This window comes from Pararhizobium sp. IMCC3301, assembly GCF_030758315.1.
Lineage (GTDB): Bacteria > Pseudomonadota > Alphaproteobacteria > Rhizobiales.
Genome location: NZ_CP132336.1, coordinates 388622 through 408056, shown reverse-complemented (window position 1 = coordinate 408056; position 19435 = coordinate 388622). Strand labels below are relative to the sequence as shown.

At 57.0% G+C, this 19435-nt stretch carries 16 protein-coding genes; 5 read left to right on the top strand and 11 right to left on the bottom strand.

Going from position 1 to position 19435, the window contains the following annotated elements; translation table 11 throughout:
* Positions 1-14: 14 nt before the first annotated feature.
* The 4 genes from RAL88_RS01855 to guaB all read left to right on the top strand — a co-directional run bounded on the left by RAL88_RS01855 (position 15) and on the right by guaB (position 5012).
* A complete protein-coding gene (locus RAL88_RS01855; RefSeq protein ID WP_306266878.1) occupies positions 15-1019 on the top strand; it encodes an MDR family oxidoreductase in 1005 nt (334 codons plus the stop codon).
* A 126-nt stretch (positions 1020-1145) separates the two neighbouring features.
* Positions 1146-2678, top strand: a complete 1533-nt coding sequence (locus RAL88_RS01850; RefSeq protein WP_306266877.1) for a Ppx/GppA phosphatase family protein — start codon at positions 1146-1148, stop codon at positions 2676-2678.
* Positions 2668-3420 carry an RlmE family RNA methyltransferase gene (locus tag RAL88_RS01845; protein WP_306266876.1) on the top strand — a complete coding sequence of 251 codons (753 nt, stop codon included), beginning with the start codon at positions 2668-2670 and terminating at the stop codon, positions 3418-3420. The genes RAL88_RS01850 and RAL88_RS01845 overlap by 11 nt, the downstream gene beginning before the upstream one ends.
* Before the next feature lie 89 nt (positions 3421-3509).
* Positions 3510-5012 (top strand): IMP dehydrogenase, encoded by a 1503-nt coding sequence (guaB, locus tag RAL88_RS01840; RefSeq protein WP_306266875.1) that lies wholly within the window; start codon positions 3510-3512, stop codon positions 5010-5012.
* A gap of 83 nt (positions 5013-5095) precedes the next feature.
* On the opposite strand, the gene RAL88_RS01835 is transcribed toward guaB, so the two are convergent.
* Positions 5096-5533 (bottom strand): BA14K family protein, encoded by a 438-nt coding sequence (locus RAL88_RS01835; RefSeq protein ID WP_306266874.1) that lies wholly within the window; start codon positions 5531-5533, stop codon positions 5096-5098.
* Between the two features lie 520 nt (positions 5534-6053).
* Here RAL88_RS01835 and RAL88_RS01830 point away from each other — a divergent pair.
* Positions 6054-7346 (top strand): RsmB/NOP family class I SAM-dependent RNA methyltransferase, encoded by a 1293-nt coding sequence (locus tag RAL88_RS01830; RefSeq protein ID WP_306266873.1) that lies wholly within the window; start codon positions 6054-6056, stop codon positions 7344-7346.
* An 818-nt stretch (positions 7347-8164) separates the two neighbouring features.
* On the opposite strand, the gene RAL88_RS01825 is transcribed toward RAL88_RS01830, so the two are convergent.
* The 10 genes from RAL88_RS01825 to RAL88_RS01780 all read right to left on the bottom strand — a co-directional run bounded on the left by RAL88_RS01825 (position 8165) and on the right by RAL88_RS01780 (position 19414).
* Positions 8165-9418 carry a class I SAM-dependent RNA methyltransferase gene (locus RAL88_RS01825; RefSeq protein WP_306266872.1) on the bottom strand — a complete coding sequence of 418 codons (1254 nt, stop codon included), beginning with the start codon at positions 9416-9418 and terminating at the stop codon, positions 8165-8167.
* A 2-nt stretch (positions 9419-9420) separates the two neighbouring features.
* Positions 9421-10167, bottom strand: coding sequence for a TlyA family RNA methyltransferase (locus tag RAL88_RS01820; RefSeq protein ID WP_306266871.1), 747 nt, complete (start codon positions 10165-10167; stop codon positions 9421-9423).
* A 196-nt stretch (positions 10168-10363) separates the two neighbouring features.
* The gene (locus RAL88_RS01815; protein ID WP_306266869.1) at positions 10364-11770 is read right to left on the bottom strand and encodes an MFS transporter; all 1407 of its coding nucleotides are present in this window, start codon (positions 11768-11770) and stop codon (positions 10364-10366) included.
* Between the two features lie 181 nt (positions 11771-11951).
* Positions 11952-13871 (bottom strand): 1-deoxy-D-xylulose-5-phosphate synthase, encoded by a 1920-nt coding sequence (gene dxs / locus RAL88_RS01810; RefSeq protein WP_306266868.1) that lies wholly within the window; start codon positions 13869-13871, stop codon positions 11952-11954.
* 84 nt (positions 13872-13955) lie between these two features.
* The gene (locus tag RAL88_RS01805; RefSeq protein WP_306266867.1) at positions 13956-14873 is read right to left on the bottom strand and encodes a pirin family protein; all 918 of its coding nucleotides are present in this window, start codon (positions 14871-14873) and stop codon (positions 13956-13958) included.
* A 274-nt stretch (positions 14874-15147) separates the two neighbouring features.
* Positions 15148-15390 carry an exodeoxyribonuclease VII small subunit gene (locus RAL88_RS01800; protein ID WP_306266865.1) on the bottom strand — a complete coding sequence of 81 codons (243 nt, stop codon included), beginning with the start codon at positions 15388-15390 and terminating at the stop codon, positions 15148-15150.
* A gap of 9 nt (positions 15391-15399) precedes the next feature.
* Positions 15400-16335 carry a histone deacetylase family protein gene (locus RAL88_RS01795; protein WP_306266863.1) on the bottom strand — a complete coding sequence of 312 codons (936 nt, stop codon included), beginning with the start codon at positions 16333-16335 and terminating at the stop codon, positions 15400-15402.
* A gap of 16 nt (positions 16336-16351) precedes the next feature.
* A complete protein-coding gene (locus RAL88_RS01790) occupies positions 16352-17401 on the bottom strand; it encodes an L-threonylcarbamoyladenylate synthase (protein WP_306266861.1) in 1050 nt (349 codons plus the stop codon).
* A gap of 237 nt (positions 17402-17638) precedes the next feature.
* On the bottom strand, positions 17639-18604 hold the full coding sequence (locus tag RAL88_RS01785) for a DnaJ C-terminal domain-containing protein (protein WP_306266859.1): 966 nt from the start codon (positions 18602-18604) through the stop codon (positions 17639-17641).
* 30 nt (positions 18605-18634) lie between these two features.
* Complete coding sequence (locus tag RAL88_RS01780) at positions 18635-19414, bottom strand: LuxR C-terminal-related transcriptional regulator (RefSeq protein ID WP_306266858.1); 780 nt, start codon at positions 19412-19414, stop codon at positions 18635-18637.
* Between the last annotated feature and the right edge of the window lie 21 nt (positions 19415-19435).

Here is a 19435-nt window from a genome sequence, read left to right as displayed (position 1 = left end):
AAATGGAGACAGAAATGAGTTTTACCGCATTGGTGGTCGATAAGGATGAAGCGGGCAGCGTCAGCCAGAACATCGAAACGCTGGATGACAGCCGCTTGCCGGACGGCGATGTGACCGTCGATGTGGCCTATTCCACCTTGAATTATAAGGATGGGCTCTGCATCACCGGCAAGGGCGGGCTGGTGCGCACTTTTCCGCATGTTCCGGGAATTGATTTTGCCGGTGTGGTCTCACAGTCTTCGGATGCGCGTTACAAGGCCGGCGATGAGGTCATCTTGACGGGATGGCGCGTCGGAGAAGCCCGCTGGGGCGGATATGCCACCAAAGCGCGGGTCAAGGCGGACTGGCTGGTGCCGATGCCGCAAGGCATGAACGCGCGGCACGCCATGGCCATCGGTACGGCGGGTCTGACCGCCATGATTGCGGTCATGGCACTGGAAGAACATGGCCTTCAGCCTGACAAGGGGGAGGTTCTGGTCACAGGCGCAGCTGGCGGCGTTGGCTCGGTTGCCGTATCGATCCTGTCACATCTGGGCTACAGCGTTGCCGCTGTCACCGGACGGCCGGAAACGGCTGATTATCTGACAGGGCTGGGTGCCACCACAATCATTGCGCGCGCGGAACTGACAGAGGAAAATAAGCGCCCGCTGGAGTCCGAGCGCTGGGCCGGAACCATCGATGCGGTCGGCGGCGAGATGCTGGGCCGGGTTCTCAAGCAAACCCGCTATGGCGGTTCGGTGGCGGCAATCGGTCTGGCCGGCGGAGCTGCCGTGCCGTCTTTTACGGTTATTCCGTTTCTGCTGCGCGGCATCAATCTGCTGGGAATTGATTCTGTTGCCTGTCCCTATGAGCGCCGCGTTGCGGCATGGCACCGTCTGGTGGGCGAATTGCCGATGGACCGGCTGGAGCCGATGGTCGAAGAACACCGGCTGGCTGATCTGCCAGCGCTGGGTCCCGCAATCCTGAAGGGACAGGTGAAAGGCCGCGCCGTGATTAATATCGCTGCAGAGCGGACTTAGCGCGCAATCCGGCCAAATGTTGCAAACCTCGTTCTCAAGCTTGCGGTCTGTGCATTCAGTGCTACACTAACTGTAACGTAAAAACGCCACTGGCAATCCGCCAGCGTAGGGCGTGAGGAAAGTATAGTGACGAGTAAGGATGGGGAACCCGGTTTGCTGGGCTCATCCTCGCAGGACACAGGTTTTGCGCGCAATGAACTGTCAGGCGGCACCGCATGTGTCGAACCGGTATCAGTTTTGCAGCAGCATGGCGGTTCTGTGAAACCAGATGGCAGCGATGGATCCGTTGAAATCGCGGTCCGCTCACCAGTTGCCAGGGTTGCATCGCGGCAGGCATTGTCAACTGCGATGTTGGATGAACCGGCACTGTCTGCCGGATATATCGATGCGGATGCGGAGCAGCGTGCTGATGCAGATGCAGAACGCCGTCAGGTCGAAGGGGCCGGGCGCGTACCGTCAATGCAGGCCGCGTCGACCGTTTCTGCGACGTCCGGCAAACCGGCCTATGCAAGGCAGGGCCGTAGTCAGGATGAATCCGGAAAGACAGCATCGGCCAAATCTGTCACCAAATACGCCGCTCTCGATCTTGGTACCAATAATTGCAGATTGCTGATTGCCGAACCCAGAGATCAGGGATTCCGCATCATCGATTCATTCTCCCGCATTGTCCGTCTGGGAGAGGGCATTTCCAGGAATAACCGTTTGGGTGATGAGGCTGCGGACCGGGCCATCTCTGCCTTGAGGATCTGTTGGAACAAGCTCAAATACCACAAGGTCGAACGGGTTCGACTGATTGCCACAGAGGCCTGCCGGTCGGCGGAAAACGGTGCTGAGTTTCTGCAGCGTGTCTCGCGGGAAATTGGCCTTGATCTGGAAATTATCGATCAGGAAACCGAAGCGCGACTGGCGGTGACAGGTTGTTCGTCACTGGTGGAACCGCGCTCCGACGGGGTTGTGCTGTTTGATATTGGCGGTGGTTCTTCTGAAATTGTATGGCTGGACCGGCGCGGGCGCAGAAAGCGCAACCGTTTGGGCGGAACGTTACGAGCCTGGGCCTCGCTGCCGGTCGGTGTCGTGACCCTGTCTGAACGCCATGATGGAAAAAATGTCACATGGGACAGTTTTGAGCTGATGGTCAAAGAGGTGCAGGACATGCTGGAGGCGTTTCCAAAGCGCCGCGAGTTGCAGCAGGCACTGTCCCGCGGACGGCATCATCTGCTCGGAACCTCGGGCACGGTGACGACATTGGCAGGGGTCCATCTGGGACTGCGGCGTTATGACCGCCGCCGGGTTGATGGCATGTGGATGAGCAATGACGATGCCGCATCGATGATCCAGCAATTGCTGGCGTTGAGCTATGAAGAGCGCGTGCAACATCCTTGCATCGGTTCGGACCGGGCCGATCTGGTGCTGCCGGGCTGCGCAATTTTCGAAGCTATCCGCCGGGAATTTTCCTGCGATCAGCTGCGCGTTGCGGACCGTGGTTTGCGCGAGGGCATTCTGGTAGAACTGATGAACAAGGACGGTCATGGCTTGGTGAGGCGCGGCTTGCGCAGTGCGCCGTGGCGCAGAAAACGTCCGAAGTCAAAAACCCGGCAGACGCCGGCTGGAGACAGCAAGCCGACCAGCGATATGGGCAACACATCCGATGAACGGTAAATCCAAAGGGCCAAGTAGCGGTCGTGGCAGCGGGCGCGGCAGTGGAGGCTATCGTGGCCTTTCGGTACGGGTGAAATCCGCGCGCGGACGCAAGATTTCCTCGACCAGATGGCTGCAGCGCCACCTTAATGATCCTTATGTGCAGCGCTCAAAAATCGATGGCATGCGCTCGCGGGCGGCCTATAAACTGCTTGAGATCGATGAAAAATACAATTTGCTGCGCAAGGGCCAGCGGATTGTTGATCTGGGCGCAGCGCCAGGCGGCTGGTCGCAGGTTGCCGCCGACAAGGTCGGCAGCCATATCGACGATATCCGAGTTGTCGGGATTGATTATCTTGCGATGGAACCGCTGCCTGGTGTCACATTGCTGGAGAAGGATTTTCTCGACGATGATGCTCCGGATCTGTTGCGCGAAGCGCTGGGCGGGCACAAGGCAGATATTGTCCTGTCCGATATGGCGGCTCCGACGACGGGGCACAAACAGACCGACCATATGCGGATTATTCAATTGTGTGAGGTGGCGGTCGAATTTGCCCGTGAAGTGCTCAATCCAGGTGGCACTTTTATCGCTAAAGTGTTCCAGGGCGGTACCGAGCACACGCTGCTGAACGAAATGAAACGCGATTTCAGGCTGGTCGGGCATTATAAACCGCCAGCCAGCCGCAAAGATTCGGCGGAAACCTATCTGATCGCCAGAGATTTTCGCGGCGTGGCCCCGAAACTCGAAGCAGAACCGCAATAAAGCCGCTTTTCGCATTTGCAACATAGAAGATGCGTGATATCTGGCATTGCCAACTCGCCCATTATTCATTCTTACCGTCAGGAGTTGGCATGGCCACGATTGTGGAAACCGCTAACATACGCGAAGCTCTCACATTTGATGATGTTCTGCTGCTGCCCGCTCACTCCACGGTGATGCCAGCAGAGGCGCGGATTGCAAGCCGGATCACACGCAGTATTTCCGTCAATCTGCCGATCCTGTCATCGGCTATGGATACGGTGACGGAAGCCAAAATGGCGATTGCAATGGCCCAGGCCGGCGGAATCGGCGTGATCCACCGCAATTTGACCATCACCGAACAGGCTGAAGCGGTGCGGCAGGTCAAGAAGTTCGAATCCGGCATGGTGGTCAATCCGGTTGTCATCGGTCCTGATGCAACGCTGGCCGATGCCATGCTGTTGATGGCGGATAATGGCATTTCCGGGATTCCGGTCGTGGAAAATGGCGGATCCGGCGGATTTGCCACCGGCAAGCTGGTTGGCATTCTGACCAACCGGGATGTGCGTTTTGCTTCCGATCCGACGCAGAAAGTCTCTGAACTGATGACCAGGGACGGGCTTGTAACAGTCCGGGAAAACGCCACCCAGCAAGACGCCAAACGACTGCTGCATCAGCACCGCATCGAAAAATTGCTGGTGGTGGATGATGACCGGATCTGCATCGGCCTGATCACGGTCAAGGATATCGAGAAATCGCAACTCAATCCGCACGCCACCAAGGATGATCACGGGCGTCTGCGTGTTGCTGCCGCCACCAGCACCGGTGCCGATGGCCTTGCCCGCGCCGAGGCTCTGGCTGCTGCCGGTGTCGATCTCATTGTGGTCGACACAGCGCATGGCCATTCAGAGCGGGTGCTGCAGACCGTGCGCGAAGTCAAGAAACTCTCTAACGGCGTTCAGATCATCGCCGGCAATGTCGCGACTGCCGAGGCGACGAGAGCGCTGATTGATGCCGGCGCAGACTCAATCAAGGTCGGCATCGGGCCGGGTTCGATCTGCACGACCCGCATCGTCGCTGGTGTCGGCGTGCCGCAATTGACCGCGATCATGGATTGCGTTGAAGAGGCCAGAAAGCATGATGTGCCGGTGATAGCCGATGGCGGCATCAAATATTCCGGCGATCTGGCAAAGGCGCTGGCCGCCGGCGCATCCTGCGCCATGATAGGATCACTACTGGCCGGGACTGATGAAAGCCCTGGTGAGGTCTATCTCTATCAGGGCCGCAGCTACAAGGCCTATCGTGGCATGGGCTCTGTGGGTGCCATGGCGCGCGGCTCGGCGGATCGTTATTTTCAGGCGGAAGTTCGTGACGAACTAAAGCTGGTGCCGGAGGGCATTGAAGGCCAGGTGCCGCATAAGGGGCCGACTTCGGCCGTTCTGCACCAATTGGCGGGCGGATTGCGTGCCGCCATGGGCTATGTTGGCGCTGCGGATCTGACAGCCTTCAACGAAAAGGCCCGGTTTGTCCGCATTACCAATGCCGGTCTGTCTGAAAGCCATGCCCATGACGTGACAATCACGCGGGAAAGCCCGAACTATGCTGGCGGCCTTTAGTAATGTCATAATCAAGCGAGACACCCTGTGCGCCGTAGCACAGGGTGTCCCATCGTCGTGTTGTGATCAATCACAAATATGCATCAATATGGCGATCTGCAACGCTTGCGCGGACCGTTATAGGGCTGGAACGTATCATCCGACGAGCGGTATGAGCGGTAACGATCATAACACCAGCTGACATGGGCACTGTTGTTGTTTTGCGATCCGCCTATGATAACACCAACAGCAAAGGCGGCTGCCGGGAACCAGTAACCATTGTATTGCCGATAGCCAGCACGGCGCTGCTGGTAACCGCGGTGGCCATTGTAATAGTAACGGCCATTGCGACGCTCAAAACGGTTCTGTCGGGGCTCCGCACGGCGTGTTTGTTGGCGAGTCGAATGAATCTGAATGATATCTGACTGACCCCACTGGCTGATCGGTGCACGAGGCGGTGCGGCTGCAACCGGCGCGAGTGCTCCGGCTATCAGCGACATTGCCAATGTGCCTGAACACAGGCTTTTATAGAGAATATTCATGTTAATTTCCTTTTGTTGTAACCCTGATGCGGGGATCAATGCTCCGTATCAAAGGTCGAAAGTGAGACGGCTTGAGCTTTTGTGTGTCCAGGCTGGTGCTTTATGAGCCTGGGGCTTCAGATTGAGCACTACAGAAAGCTCGTTGATATCCGCAAAGGTGATATCTTCGGAGAGCTTTACTGCGCGCCCTTGATCGCAGGCTGTCGTAAGTTTCCACATTTTCGATTCCATTTAGTTCAAGAATCTGAATGGTATGTGCAGTTGCCTTGAGGCATAACGGATGTAGGACGGATGAGTTCCGTCGTTGATCATGTTTTTCAAATACGGGTTGCTTAGCAACGCAGCGCGTTGCATTTACTGAAGCTTGGAAATTTGGGCACGTGTATCGCCAATTGGTTGTGCAGACGACAATCCGGTCACTTATTGTGCGGTCTCATGCGCCAATCATGGAACTCTTGCTGGCGCTGATAGCCGTGTGGGCCAATCGGGATGACCAGCCGATAGATGGACGATTGAAACAATGAGACTTGGCGGGCGCATACAGGCAGCGATTGAAGTGATGGAAGATGTCCAGAACCGGAGGCGTCCGATTGCCGAGGCGCTGAAGGATTGGGGCCTGGCGCATCGCTTTGCCGGATCGGGAGACCGTGCGGTGATCGGCAATCTGGCCTATGATGCGCTGCGCTGGCGTGCCTCGACGCGCTGGATCATGGATAGTGACAAGGCGTCCTCTCTGGTGTTCGGGACGGTGGTCTATCGCTGGAACCAGAGCTGGCAGGAGCTGGAGACGGCTTTTGATGGTGATAAATTCGCTCCGGTCCTGCCGGATGCGGACAAACGCCAGGCCGCAGATGCGCGCCGCCTTACGGATGCGCCGGAGTGGATACAGGCCGATCTGCCAAAGTGGCTGGTACCACATTTTCAGTCAAATTTTGCAGATGGGTGGATCATCGAAGCCAAAGCATTGTGTGGCCGGCCGCCACTGGATTTGCGGGTTAATACGCTGAAATCGGATCGCAGCACCGAGTTGGCGGTGCTGCAATCATTCGGCGCGGAACTGGCCGAGATCTCGTCCACCGGTTTGCGCATCCCGCCGTCCGATGCGGCCCGGCGGCATCCCAATATCCAGGTCGAAGAATCCTACCAGCTTGGCCGTGTTGAAATACAGGATGAAGCCAGCCAGATCGCATCCGAGCTGGTGTATGCGCAGCCGGGCGAGATCATTCTGGATTTTTGCGCCGGTGCTGGCGGCAAAACTCTGGCGCTGGCCGCTGCGATGAAAAACACCGGTAAGCTATACGCGTATGACAATGACAGAAATCGCCAATCCGGGATATTTGAACGTCTGCAGCGGGCAGGTGCTGATCAGACCATCGTGTTAAAGCCGGATGATGGCCGGCTGGCCGATCTGCTGGGAGGCTGCGACCGGGTTGTCGTCGATGCACCCTGCACCGGCTCGGGCACATGGCGGCGCAAGCCGGATGCCAAATGGCGGTTGACCGAAAAGCAGTTGCAGGCACGCCAGGAAGAACAGCAGATCGTGCTTGAGGAAGCAGCGCCCTTTGTCCGCCAGGAAGGGTTTTTGATCTATATGACCTGCAGTGTTCTGGCTGCGGAAAACGAAGACAGCGTCGCAGGTTTCCTGAATGGAAATCCCGCCTTTGAACTGGTTTCGGCCGGTGAGGTCTGGCAGGACATATACGGCTTTGACAAGCCGCAGCCCTGGTCGGCTGACATGATGTCGATCACGCTGACGCCGGCCTCAACCGCGACCGACGGGTTCTATTTCGCAGTGATGCAAAAAATTTCCTGATCCTGGACGGTGCCGCAGGGCTGCCGGACAATTCGGTTTCCTGGATTGAGCCGAAACCTCTCCACCCGTCGTCTCCGGGATCCAGAACAGGCGCAGTTATATGCGTTTCACACTCGTTGCAATCTGGTCGCTGGATCCTTGGGACAAGCCCAAGGATGACGGAAGAGGGCGGTGAGGGGTCCGATTGGTGATTGGGGTCTGGATTGAGCCGAAACCTCTCCACCCGTCGTCCCCGGGCTTGTCCCGGGGATCCAGAGCAGGCGCAGTCATTTGCGGTCCATCCTCGTTGCAATCCGGTCGCTGGATCCTTGGGACAAGCCCAAGGATGACGGAAGAGGGCGGTGAGGGGTCGATTGGTGCATTGGTCTGGATTGAGCCGAAACCTCTCCACCCGTCGTCCCCAGGCTTGTCCCGGGGATCCAGAGCAGGCGCATTCATTTGCGGTTCATCCTCGTTGCAATCCGGTCGCTGGATCCTTGGGACAAGCCCAAGGATGACGGTGGAGGATGGCTGAGCGGGGAATGGTGAATTGGGGTCTGGATTGAGCTGAAACTTCTCCACCCATCGTCCCCGGACAGTAGTGGACTTGTTCCGAGGATCCAGATCAGGCGCAGTCATTTGCGGATCATCAGCTTTGCAATCTGGTCGCTGGATGCTTGGGACAAGCCCAAGGATGATGGAAGAGGGCGGTGAGGGGTGGATTGGTGCATTGGGGTCTGGATTGAGCTGAAACCTCTCCACCCGTCGTCCCCGGGCTTGTCCCGGGGATCCAGATCTGTCTGTTCTGTCAAACCGGTCTGCCGATCACACCATCTGCACTACCGCTCGAATGTGGCGGCCAATTCGATATGGGGTGACCAGAGAAACTGATCGACCGGCTGCAGCGAACGTATTTTGAAACCGCCATCGATCAGGATCCGGGCATCGCGGGCAAAACTGACTGGATTGCACGAAATCGCTGCAACGCGCCCGACCGCAGATTTGACCAGTTGTTCGCATTGGGCGCTGGCCCCGGCACGGGGCGGATCAAACAGCACGCCGTCGATTTTTTTCATTTCAATATGTGACACTGGATGTTTGAAAAGATCACGCCGCAACGTATTGATCTGCTTTATTTTTTTTGTTCTGGCTGCGGTTTTTTTCAATGCGTTCAGAGCTTGCTGATCCGACTCGACTGCCAGAACATTGGCGAATTTCGCCAACGGTAATGTAAATGTGCCAATGCCGCAAAACAGATCGGCACAGGATTTGCAGTCTTTCAAAAAGGTCACCGCATGATTGACGAGAGCGGCTTCGGCCTCAGCAGTTGCCTGCAGGAATGCGCCGGGCGACACGGACAGCTCAAATCCGCCACTGTCAATCACATCATCCGCCTGATCCATACTGGCAAGTTCATCATTCAGGAAAACCTTCCAGAACGGAGCCGTGGCATCCCACAATTCCTGGCTTTGAAACCGGTTTTTGCCAGGCGGACGGCCGGTCATATCAATAGTGATGCCGTTGCGGCCGAGCGTGGCGATCATGCGTTCTTCCCGCTTGGCCCGCACCACCAGGGCGGCCAACCGGGCGAAAGGTCCCGATGCTTTCTTGCCGGGCTTGTGGACAAGCTGCTTTTCCAGCGCCGGATGCAGGATCGGACATTCTTCGGGGGAGACGATTTCGTCGGATTTTCTGGCGTGAAATCCAAAATGCACGCCGTCTCTGGCGGCCTTGAACGAAAAGGCCGCTCGCCGCCTTGTCCCGGGTGAAACGGGGATCAGCTCCGCTACCGGGAATGTGATTCCGTTTTTGCGCAGGGCATGTTCGACCTGTTCACGCTTCCAGGACAGATAGCTTTTCTGGCTCATATGCTGAAGCGCACAGCCGCCACACGTGCCGAAATGGCGGCAGGCCGGCTTAATCCTGTCGGAGTTGGGTTCGATGATCTCGATCATCTCGCCGCGTCCTTTGTCGACAAAGGCGCGGACCACCTCGCCGGGCAGGGTGTAGGGCACGAAGACCGGGCCTTCGGCAGTGCGCGCGACGCCGTCGCCTTCGCGTCCGAGGTGGTCGATTGTCAGGGTTTTGATCATGATCAGCCTTTTTGCGGTGTCCGGATTGCGATCAGGAATTCCTGGTTTCCATCTCCGCCGGAAATCGGTGAGTTGGTGAGACCGATAACACTGCATTTCGCGGTGGTCTGCAGCCAGTCGGCGATTTTGTCGGCGCTGGCAAGAGCAAGTTCCGGATCATTGACGATACCGCCTTTGCCCAATTGGCCTTTGCCGACTTCAAATTGCGGTTTTATCAGAAAAATTCCCGGTGAACCGGGATCAGCCAGTGACAGGATTGCTGGCAAGGCGAGGGTCAGTGAAATGAAGCTGACATCGCCTACCAGGAACGAGACAGGGAAGGGCAGGTGCCGCCGCGTCAGATCGCGCGCGTTCAGGCCTTCGCGACTGATAACCCGCGGGTCTTCAGCGATTGAAGGGTGAAGCTGGCCATGACCGACATCAAAAGCAAAAACCGCGCTGGCACCTTCCTCCAGCAGAACCTGGGTAAACCCCCCGGTGCTGGCACCGACGTCAACGCAGTTTCTGCCCGCCGGAGAGAGATCGAAATACTCAAGGCCCCGTTTCAGTTTCAGTGCGGCGCGGGAGACATATTGACTTGCCGGATCGCTCAATTCGATGCGGTCGGATTGTTGTATTGTCATTGAGGCTTTTGCGGCAATGGTCCCATTGACCGTGACAACCCCGCGCAACACCGCATCGCGCGCCCGCGCCCGGCTCGGCAGCAATCCGCGATTGACCAGTTCAAGATCCAGCCGAGCCTTGCTCAAGAACCGGCTGCCGCAAAATGTGTGAGCTTGTTAGCGGCGGCTTTTGACACTGCGGCGGATGCGATGTGGTTTATCAGCTCGTCATGCGCTTCAAGAGCGGGGAACAGACTATGGCTGCCAAATATTTTCTTCACGACAGGGGGATGCCTTCCCGCTTGGGGTAAACCGGATGGCCGCTACAATTGCAGCCTGTTGCTCAACCGGATTCCGACTTTGGCAACTCGGGGACAGATATACCTGCTTCCGGTTGAAATTCAACGCTGTGATCTGCGGTGAGTCCCTCGGAGGAGTATCCGAAATCGTGCAATTGGACAGCGTTGTTGGCTTCAAGAAGCGAATTGGCTTCGATGATTGACTTCGGGATCAGCAAATCGGTATTGAGATCCACTGCCTGATCATTGGTCATTGCCATGACTGGCGCAGTCGATGCGAGATCAAAGTCTTCGCGGCCCGGTATTGCCGGGGCTTTGCTGGCGTTGATGCGCCAGATCAGATAGATGACCATCCCCACCTGCACCACTGCCACGAACAGGAACAGCGCGCCCGGTTCGGTCGTGGCCATGAGAAAAGAGGCGATCAGCGGTCCGATGGTTGAACCAATGCCAAACGCCAGCAACATGCCGGATGAGGTTTCCACATAGGTATCCGGCTCGCTGTGATCGAAAGCATGTGCCACGGCAATGGCATAGGTTGAGTGTGTGAAAACCCCTACCATGAAGACCAGAGCGAGAAAGAGCCATCTGGAATCCCCCTGGACCAGACCGAGCAGCGTGCAGAACACGGCCGAGCCGATACCAAGCGCTACGATGACCAGACGGCGGTCGAACTTGTCGGATGTCCGCCCGATCGGCCATTGCGCCACTGCGCCACCGCCAATCATGATGGCAGCGAAAATAGCGGCAAAACTGGTGTCAAAGCCGCGACCGGTGGCGAAAACCGGAGCCAGCATCCATGTTGAGGCGGCCGAGACACCGATCAGCAAAGCAGAGACGAAGGCTGCCGGGGAGGTGTTGTAAAGCTGCCTGGGGCGGAACCGGACCAGTGTGATTGGTGCCGGTTGCGCGGACGTCGTCAGGGCAATCGGAATAACCGCCACCGACACCACAATTGAGGCGACGATGAACAGGGTGAAGCCTTCAACGGACCCCAGCGCCGCGGCAAACTGGCCCGCCATGATGCCGACCAGCGTGACCACGACATAGGTCGACATGATGAGGCCCCGTATTTCATTGGTAGCGCGCTCGTTCAACCAGCTTTCAATGACAATATAGAAGGTTGCGATACAGAATCCGGTGGCAAAGCGGAACACTGCCCAGGCGGTCTCATCGATCAACAGCGGGTGGAGCAGTGCAACAGCGGAAGCCAGCGAAACCATGGCAGCATAGGCGCGGATATGGCCGGCACGCAGAATCAGAAATGGTCCCACCAGACAACCGATGACAAAGCCGGCGAAATAGGCCGAAATACTGGCACCGATGGCGAGCGTGCCAAAACCTTCGATCTCAGCGCGCAGCGGCACAAGTGCGCTTTGCAATCCGTGACCGAAGACCAGCATGGCGACTGCCAGCAACACTGAACTGATGGATGCAATTGTTTTGAACATGGGTGCCGCCTGGGTGCCGCCTGGGTGCATGGAATGATGGCGACACTGATTAGCAGCGGTCCATGAAGCGTGCTTTAGGGTCTGAACTCAATTAGGAGATGGAATTGGTGAGTGAGCTCAGCGCCAATTCAATCTCCTAATTGAGTTCAGAGTCTAGATAGGTTTGATGTCGGATTCTATATCAGGCGCGACGTATAAGTTCGCTTTTCTGCAAGCCGAGCGCATTTGTGGCCGTATCGACGATGGCTCCCGCGTCGAGCCGGGCGGCGGCATACATGGCCTCCGGCTTATCATGATCGAGATAAATATCAGGCAGGGTCATCGGGCGGAATTTGACTGAACCATCGAGAAATCCGTTCAGAGTCAGAAACTGCGCCACATGACTGCCGAAGCCTCCAACCGAGCCTTCCTCGACGGTTATCAGAACTTCATGATTGCGGGCCAGTTCGGCGATCAGAGCTGTATCGAGTGGTTTGGCAAAACGGGCATCAGCAACGGTGGTTGGCAGACCCATGGCGTTGAGTTTTTCGGCCGCGCGGAGACTTTCTCCCAGACGCCCGCCGAAAGAGAGAATGGCAATTTTGCCACCTTCCTGCAAAATCCGGCCCTGTCCGATCTGGAGAATTCGGCCACGCTCCGGCAATTCAACACCCAGACCTTCACCCCGTGGATAGCGGAACGATATTGGCCCCTCATCATAGGCGGCGGCAGTTGCCACCATATGGCGCAATTCCGCTTCGTCGCCAGCTGCCATGACGACAAATCCGGGAAGACAGCTGAGATAGGCAATGTCAAATGAACCAGCATGTGTCGGCCCGTCGGCACCGACAAGGCCAGCCCGGTCAATGGGAAAGCGCACTGGGAGTTGCTGGATGGAGACATCATGGACAACTTGATCATAAGCGCGCTGGAGAAAAGTTGAATAGATGGCGACAAATGGCTTGTAACCATCCGATGCAAGGCCAGCAGCAAAGGTAACCGCGTGCTGTTCGGCAATGCCGACATCAAAGGTACGCTCGGGAAACGCCTCGCCGAACAGGTCAATGCCGGTTCCCGAAGGCATGGCGGCCGTAATGCCGACAATCTTGTCATCGCGCTGCGCCTCGTCGACCAGGCTGCTGCCGAAGACTTTTGTATAGGAGGGCGCATTGGGAATGGATTTCGCCTGCTCGCCAGTCACCACATTGAACTTTGAAACGCCGTGATATTTGTCGCTTGAAGCCTCCGCCGGTGCATAGCCCTTGCCCTTCTGGGTGACGACATGCAGAAGGATCGGGCCATTTTCCGCATCACGGATATTCTTCAGAACCGGCAGTAAATGGTCAAAATTATGCCCGTCAACCGGCCCGACATAGAAGAAGCCGAGTTCCTCGAACAAGGTGCCGCCGGTGAAGAAGCTGCGGGTGAACTCCTCGGTTTTGCGGGCGTTGCGCTGAATGAATTTCGGCAAATGGCTGGTCAGGGCCTTGGCGGCTTCACGCAGGCTGATGTAAGTGCGCCCGGAAACCAGCCGCGCAAGATAGGCACTCATCGCGCCAACAGGCGGCGCAATGGACATGTCATTGTCGTTGAGGATAACGATCTGGCGAGCATCGACAGCCCCGGCATTGTTCATCGCCTCATAGGCCATTCCGGCAGACATTGAGCCATCGCCGATCACTGAAATGATCTTGTGAGACTTGCCGTCCAGATCCCGTGCCGCGGCCATGCCGAGCCCGGCGGATATCGAGGTTGACGAGTGTGCCGCACCAAAGGGGTCATACACACTTTCGTCGCGTTTGGTGAAGCCGGACAGGCCGCCACCCTGCCGTACCGTACGAATGCGATCGCGCCGGCCGGTCAGAATTTTGTGCGGGTAACACTGGTGTCCGACATCCCAGATGATGCGGTCGTCAGGCGTGTTGAAGAGATAGTGCAGCGCAATAGTCAGTTCGACCACGCCCAGTCCGGCCCCCAGATGACCACCGGTTACTGACACCGCATCCAGCATTTCGGCACGCAATTCTTCAGCAAGCCTGGGAAGATCGGACTCCGCGATTTTCTTCAGATCATCAGGATTGTTCACCTGATCGAGAAGCGGTGTGTCAGGTCTTGTGCTCACTGAGGCACCTTTTCGGTTGGCGGTTCTGGTTGGCGAGCGGCGCCAGATAGGCGGGCATTGTGACCTATATATGTCCCCTGCAGCCTATCCCGGCAAGGGAATAAACTCTTCTGCATCGCCGGGAACCGTGTCAAACCGGGCCTGCCGCCAGTCCTCTTTGGCCTGTTCGATCCGCTCCTTGCTGGAAGAAACGAAATTCCACCAGATATGGCGCGGTCCGTCCATCGGCTCGCCACCGAGCAGCATCAGCCGGGATGCCGTGTTGGCTCGCACCGTTATCGGGTCGCCGGGTTTAAACACCAGCAGCCGGCCGCCTTCAAACCGGTCGCCGGCGATATCTATCTCTCCGGACACGATATAAATGCCGCGCTCTTCGTAATCCGCATCGAGCGGAATTACGCCGCCAGGCTGCAGGTCCACCGTGGCATAGAACATATCGGAATAGGTTTTGACGGGTGATTTGCGGCCATACATATTGCCGATGATAATTCTGGTGCTCGCCCCTCCATCCTGCAGAACCGGAAGCGCTTCGGCGGATTGATGTTCGAAGCCCGGATCAATCTCCTCAAATTGCTTCGGCATCGCCACCCAGGTCTGAATGCCGAACAGATTCTGGCCCAGTTTTCGCTTTTCATCGGATGTCCGCTCTGAATGCACGATGCCCTTTCCAGCCGTCATCCAGTTGACTTCGCCAGGAGCAATCGGCAATTCGCTTCCCAGACTGTCGCGATGGTAAATCTCGCCCTCAAACAGATAGGTCACTGTGGACAATCCGATATGCGGATGCGGGCGCACATCAACCCCCTGATTGGTGAGAAATTCAGCCGGACCCATCTGATCAAAAAAGATGAAAGGGCCAATCATCTGCTTCCTGGCTGAGGGCAGCGCGCGCCGCACTTCAAAACCGCCCAGATCACGCGCCCGGGGAACAATGATCGTTTCGATTGCGTCGCAAGCTCTTTTGTCTCCGGGGACCGGATCGGCTGCAGGGTGCCATGTCATGGAAATCCTCCTCGCGCATGTTCTATTTATGTCGATACATTTGACCACATTTGTGCGTCTGCTGGCCAGAAACCCTCAAAAATGGGTTCTATCTCCACAAACCGAGTGTGACACCGTCTGCCAGCCTTGCGGGATGAACTGGTCGGGATCATCAAATAGTACAATGCAAACATGCCACGATCTTAATTTGCATTAGACAAATCTAGACCCAGTGTGCGCCGCTTTCAAAGCCTTGACGGTGTGAAATCACTGTCAACCGGAATGATATGGATATTCAGTCGAGAGGTTCAGTGGTGACCGTCTTTCCGTCAGCACTGCTGCGAATTTTCTCGACTTTTTCTTCCGCCGATTTCAACAGCGTATCGCATCGTGCCTTGAGGGCTTCGCCGCGCTCATAAATCGAAATGGACTCCTCCAGCGGCACATCGCCTTTTTCCAGACGTGCCACAATTGTCTCGAGTTCCGCGAGCGCGGTTTCAAAACTCATTGTTTTCAGATCCGTCTTGTCGTCGCTCATTGGGCTCTCTCAGCTGCTGGCATTCATCAGTTCATTGATATGGCAGGCCGCCGACTCGGCCAGACCCATGAGATCATAACCACCTTCCAGCACAGAGACCACCCGGCCGGAAGCGTGGGCATCAGCCAGATCCAGCAATTTGCCCGTAACCCAGGTGAAATCCTCGCCATGAAGATTGATTTGTGCCAGCGGGTCGCGGTGATGGGCGTCAAATCCTGCTGATATCAGGATCAGGTCCGGCTGAAATTGTGTGATGGCCGGGAAAATCCGGCTTTCCATGGCTTCGCGGAATTGTGCGCTGCCATCGCCCGGGGACAGCGGCGCATTGACAATCGTGCCGTGTTCCCCGGTTTCGGACAGGGCTCCAGTGCCGGGATAAAGCGGCATCTGATGGGTTGAACAATACAGGGCAGTTGGATCATCCCAGAGCATATCCTGGGTGCCGTTGCCGTGATGGACATCGAAATCGACGATGGCAACCCGTTCCACGCCATGGGCTTTTTGCGCATGGCGTGCGGCAATCACCACATTGTTGAACAGGCAAAAGCCCATTGCAGTGTTTCTTTCCGCATGGTGGCCCGGCGGGCGGATGGCACAAAACGCATTTCCGGCCTTGCCGCTCATCACCTCGTCCACTGCTTTGTTTGCAGCGCCGAAGCCACGCAGCGCCGCCTCCCAGGAACCGGGGGATGCCACCGTATCATTGTCGATGCGGGTAATGCCGGCATCCGGAATGGCGTCCCGGATCATGTTCAGATAGTGCTCCGGATGGGCATACAGTACTGTCTCAACATCGCCCATTGGCGCGTCGATCTTGACCAGAGCGTCAAAATGCGGATCGGCCAGGACGTCTTTGAGCGCACGAATCCGGTCCGGCCGTTCCGGATGGCCGACAGGGGTCAGGTGATTGAGAAAGCTGTCATGCTGATACAGAAAGGTCGCCAAATTCTATGCCTTTGAATCAGGAATGTGTCAGTTCATTGTTACGCGGCGCAGCGGCACGCTGCAAGCGATCGTAAATCGCCACTCCAAGACCGTGACGGGGTGGTGGAACCACGTAAATCGTCTGCGGCCCGGCCCGGTCGAGCTGGCGCAGCATCGAAAACAGATTGGCCGCTGCTTCGACAAGATCGCCGGACGGGCTGAGATCAAGCCGGGCTGCGGCCTTATTGTCGCCGGGGAGGGCGGCGCCGGCAAAGGTCAGGACGGCATCATCGGTTCCAATACCGGGGGCGGATTGGAGTTGTCCGGCTGAAATCAGGCGGACTGCGGCGCGCGGCGCATAATGTGAACTCAGCATGCCGGGCGCAGCCGGAATCATCTGATCCTGTGCATTGGCGCGGTGGGTGAGGATTGCCTCTTCGGGCAGTGCTTTTTGCAATTGTTCACTTGTAATGGCGCCGGGACGCAGCAATGTCACCGGGGTTCCGGGAATACAGGCGACGATGGTGGATTCCAGGCCGACCGGGCAATTGCCACCGTCAACGACCAGCGGAACGGTTTCAACCGGGAACGCCGCGCGCACATCGTGCGCACTTGTCGGGCTGAGCATCCCGGAGGGGTTAGCACTGGGGGCAGCAAGGGGAACCTGCAGAGAAGTTATGAGGGAACGCACAAAGCTGTTGTCAGGGCAGCGTAGGGCAATCGTCCCCAGACCGGCTGTCACCAGTTCGCTGACCGGCGCGTTTTTGAGTTGTGGCAGAACCAGTGTCAGGCCACCGGGCCAGAAAGCGTCGATCAGGTTTTGTGCACGCTCGTCGATGGCAGCCAGTGTCCGTGCCATCTCAACGCTGTCGACGTGGCATATCAGGGGATTGAAATCGGGCCGGTTTTTGGCTGCATAAATGCGCGCTACAGCCCGGTCGCTGGTTGCATCTGCAGCCAGGCCGTAGACGGTTTCAGTGGGCAGGCCGACAAGGTTTCCGCTTTTGAGCAATTCAGCCGCTGAAACTGCGGCGGCACGGCTCTGCCGGGCAAGTCCGGGTTGTTGGAAATGGGCATTCTGCGACATGGTGTCAATCTACCGAAACTGAACAGAGCTGACCCATAGACCGATAGGGGCCGCGCCCTCAAGCATTTCATTTGCTGATGTGCCGATGCCAGTTGGCAGCGACTTTTGAAAGCTGCGCTGGAAATTGCGGGCCGGGCAGGGCGCAGGCGAGACTTTCGTCAAGATGGGAGCCGGAAGACTGTGGTTTGCTGCTGGCACCGGATACGGTTTTTCCTGACCCGGCGTGGCACTGAAGCCTTATCTCGGTTTCAGTGGTGGACGGCCTTCCGCTGCCCAGCTTGTCATCAGCGCCTTCAAGTCCGGTTCGTCCTGATCCGGGAACTGTATCAGCAAGGTGACCAGAAGGTCGCCGCGCCGTGATTTACCCGGCAGGCCCTTGCCGGGCACGCGCAGAGTGTTGCCGGAATTGCTTTTTGGCGGAACTGTGAGGTTTATCCGGCCGGACAGGGTCGGCACCTGTATCTTGCCGCCCAGATAGGCTTCGTGCAGATGAATCGCCGCATCATAACGCAGATTGGCACCATCCACCTTGAAGAGGGGATGGGGGATGAACTTCACGGTAATTCTGGCGTCGCCCGCAGGGCCGCCCAGTGGTCCGGGCTCGCCCTGACCTTTCAATCTTATAGTCTGGCCGTCTTTGACGCCTTTTGGCAGGGCAACAGCAACCGTTCTTCCGTCTCCCAGAGCTACTGATGCCTTCTTTCCCGCATCGATATCCTCCAGCGTGACAGCCACTCTGCCTTCGACATCCGCGCCTTTTTGCGCCGAGCGAGCGCCGCCAAAGCCCGACTGACCAAATCCGCCGCTGCGCTGCTGGCCAAATCCAGTACGGCCAAAACCGCCGCGACCGCCAAAAATCTCACTCAGAATTTCTTCCGCGCCAGCTCCGGTGTGGGTCTGCTCCGACGCACCACTGCGCCGTTGCCCGCTATTCTGGCCGAAACCGCCAAAGCCATTTCCGGCAAAACCCGGGTGCACGGGATTGCCGTCGCTGTCGATTTCACCGCGGTCGAATTGCGCACGTTTTTCACTGTCGCTCAGAATATCATAAGCGTTATTGATCTTCGAAAAGCTTTCTTTGGCTTTCGGATTATCAGGGTTCTGGTCCGGGTGGTTCTTCTTGGCGAGATTGCGGAATGCGGACTTGATATCGGCAGCACTCGCGCCCTTCGTCACCCCCAGAACTTTATAGGGATCTGACATTGGGTTTTTCCAGAAACATTTGTGTTAAACTTAGACGTCGATTAAACCGAGGAAAATGCTTCTGGCAACGGCGTGGGTCTTGTTGCCGGCCTGAAGTTTCTCCATAGCATTCTTTATATGGGTATCAATCGTCTCAGATGAAATAGATAAAATATCGGCCGTTTCAGCAGCCGTTTTGCCTCTGCTTGCCCAAGACAGAACTTCACGTTCGCGATCTGTCAGGCGCGTGGTCTCAAAGGCTTTCTCGCGGCGGCTGAAGGGAATGATATCACCGCTGCGGCTGGCGGGTTCGCGGGTTCGTATCAGTTCCTGCATCCAGTAGATCAGGATGACGTGGAGAATGTGCCGGATCTGCTCTACGCTCTGATAAAGATGCCGTGGTTTGTCCTGCCAGAAAAGCGTGCAGACACACGACCGCATGCGTCCGATATCATCGACAAAATGGAATGGAATAACCAGACCTTCCTGAAAGCCGTAATCCATTGCAGCTTCCATGATGCGATGTGCGCCAGGTTTTCGTTTTCCGGCCCGTTGCGGCAAGGGGACGCTGGCCCACAGGAATGGAGTATTTGTCCTGCGGGCGGTTTTCAGGCATTCGTCGAAGATAATGAAATCATTTGACGCATAATCGTTCTCCCAACCGGCACCGGTGGTGCCGATATAGAAGGGCTCGGACTTGCCTGGCGACCCGCCATCCAAAAAGCAGAATGCGCCAAAGCCAAAGTCAGCGACGATGGTGTTGAGAGCCGCAACCAACGCGCCTTCAGTCGCGCAGCTTTCGATTGCAGATATCGCCTGTTCCAGGTTCATTTCAAAACTCACCATTTATCG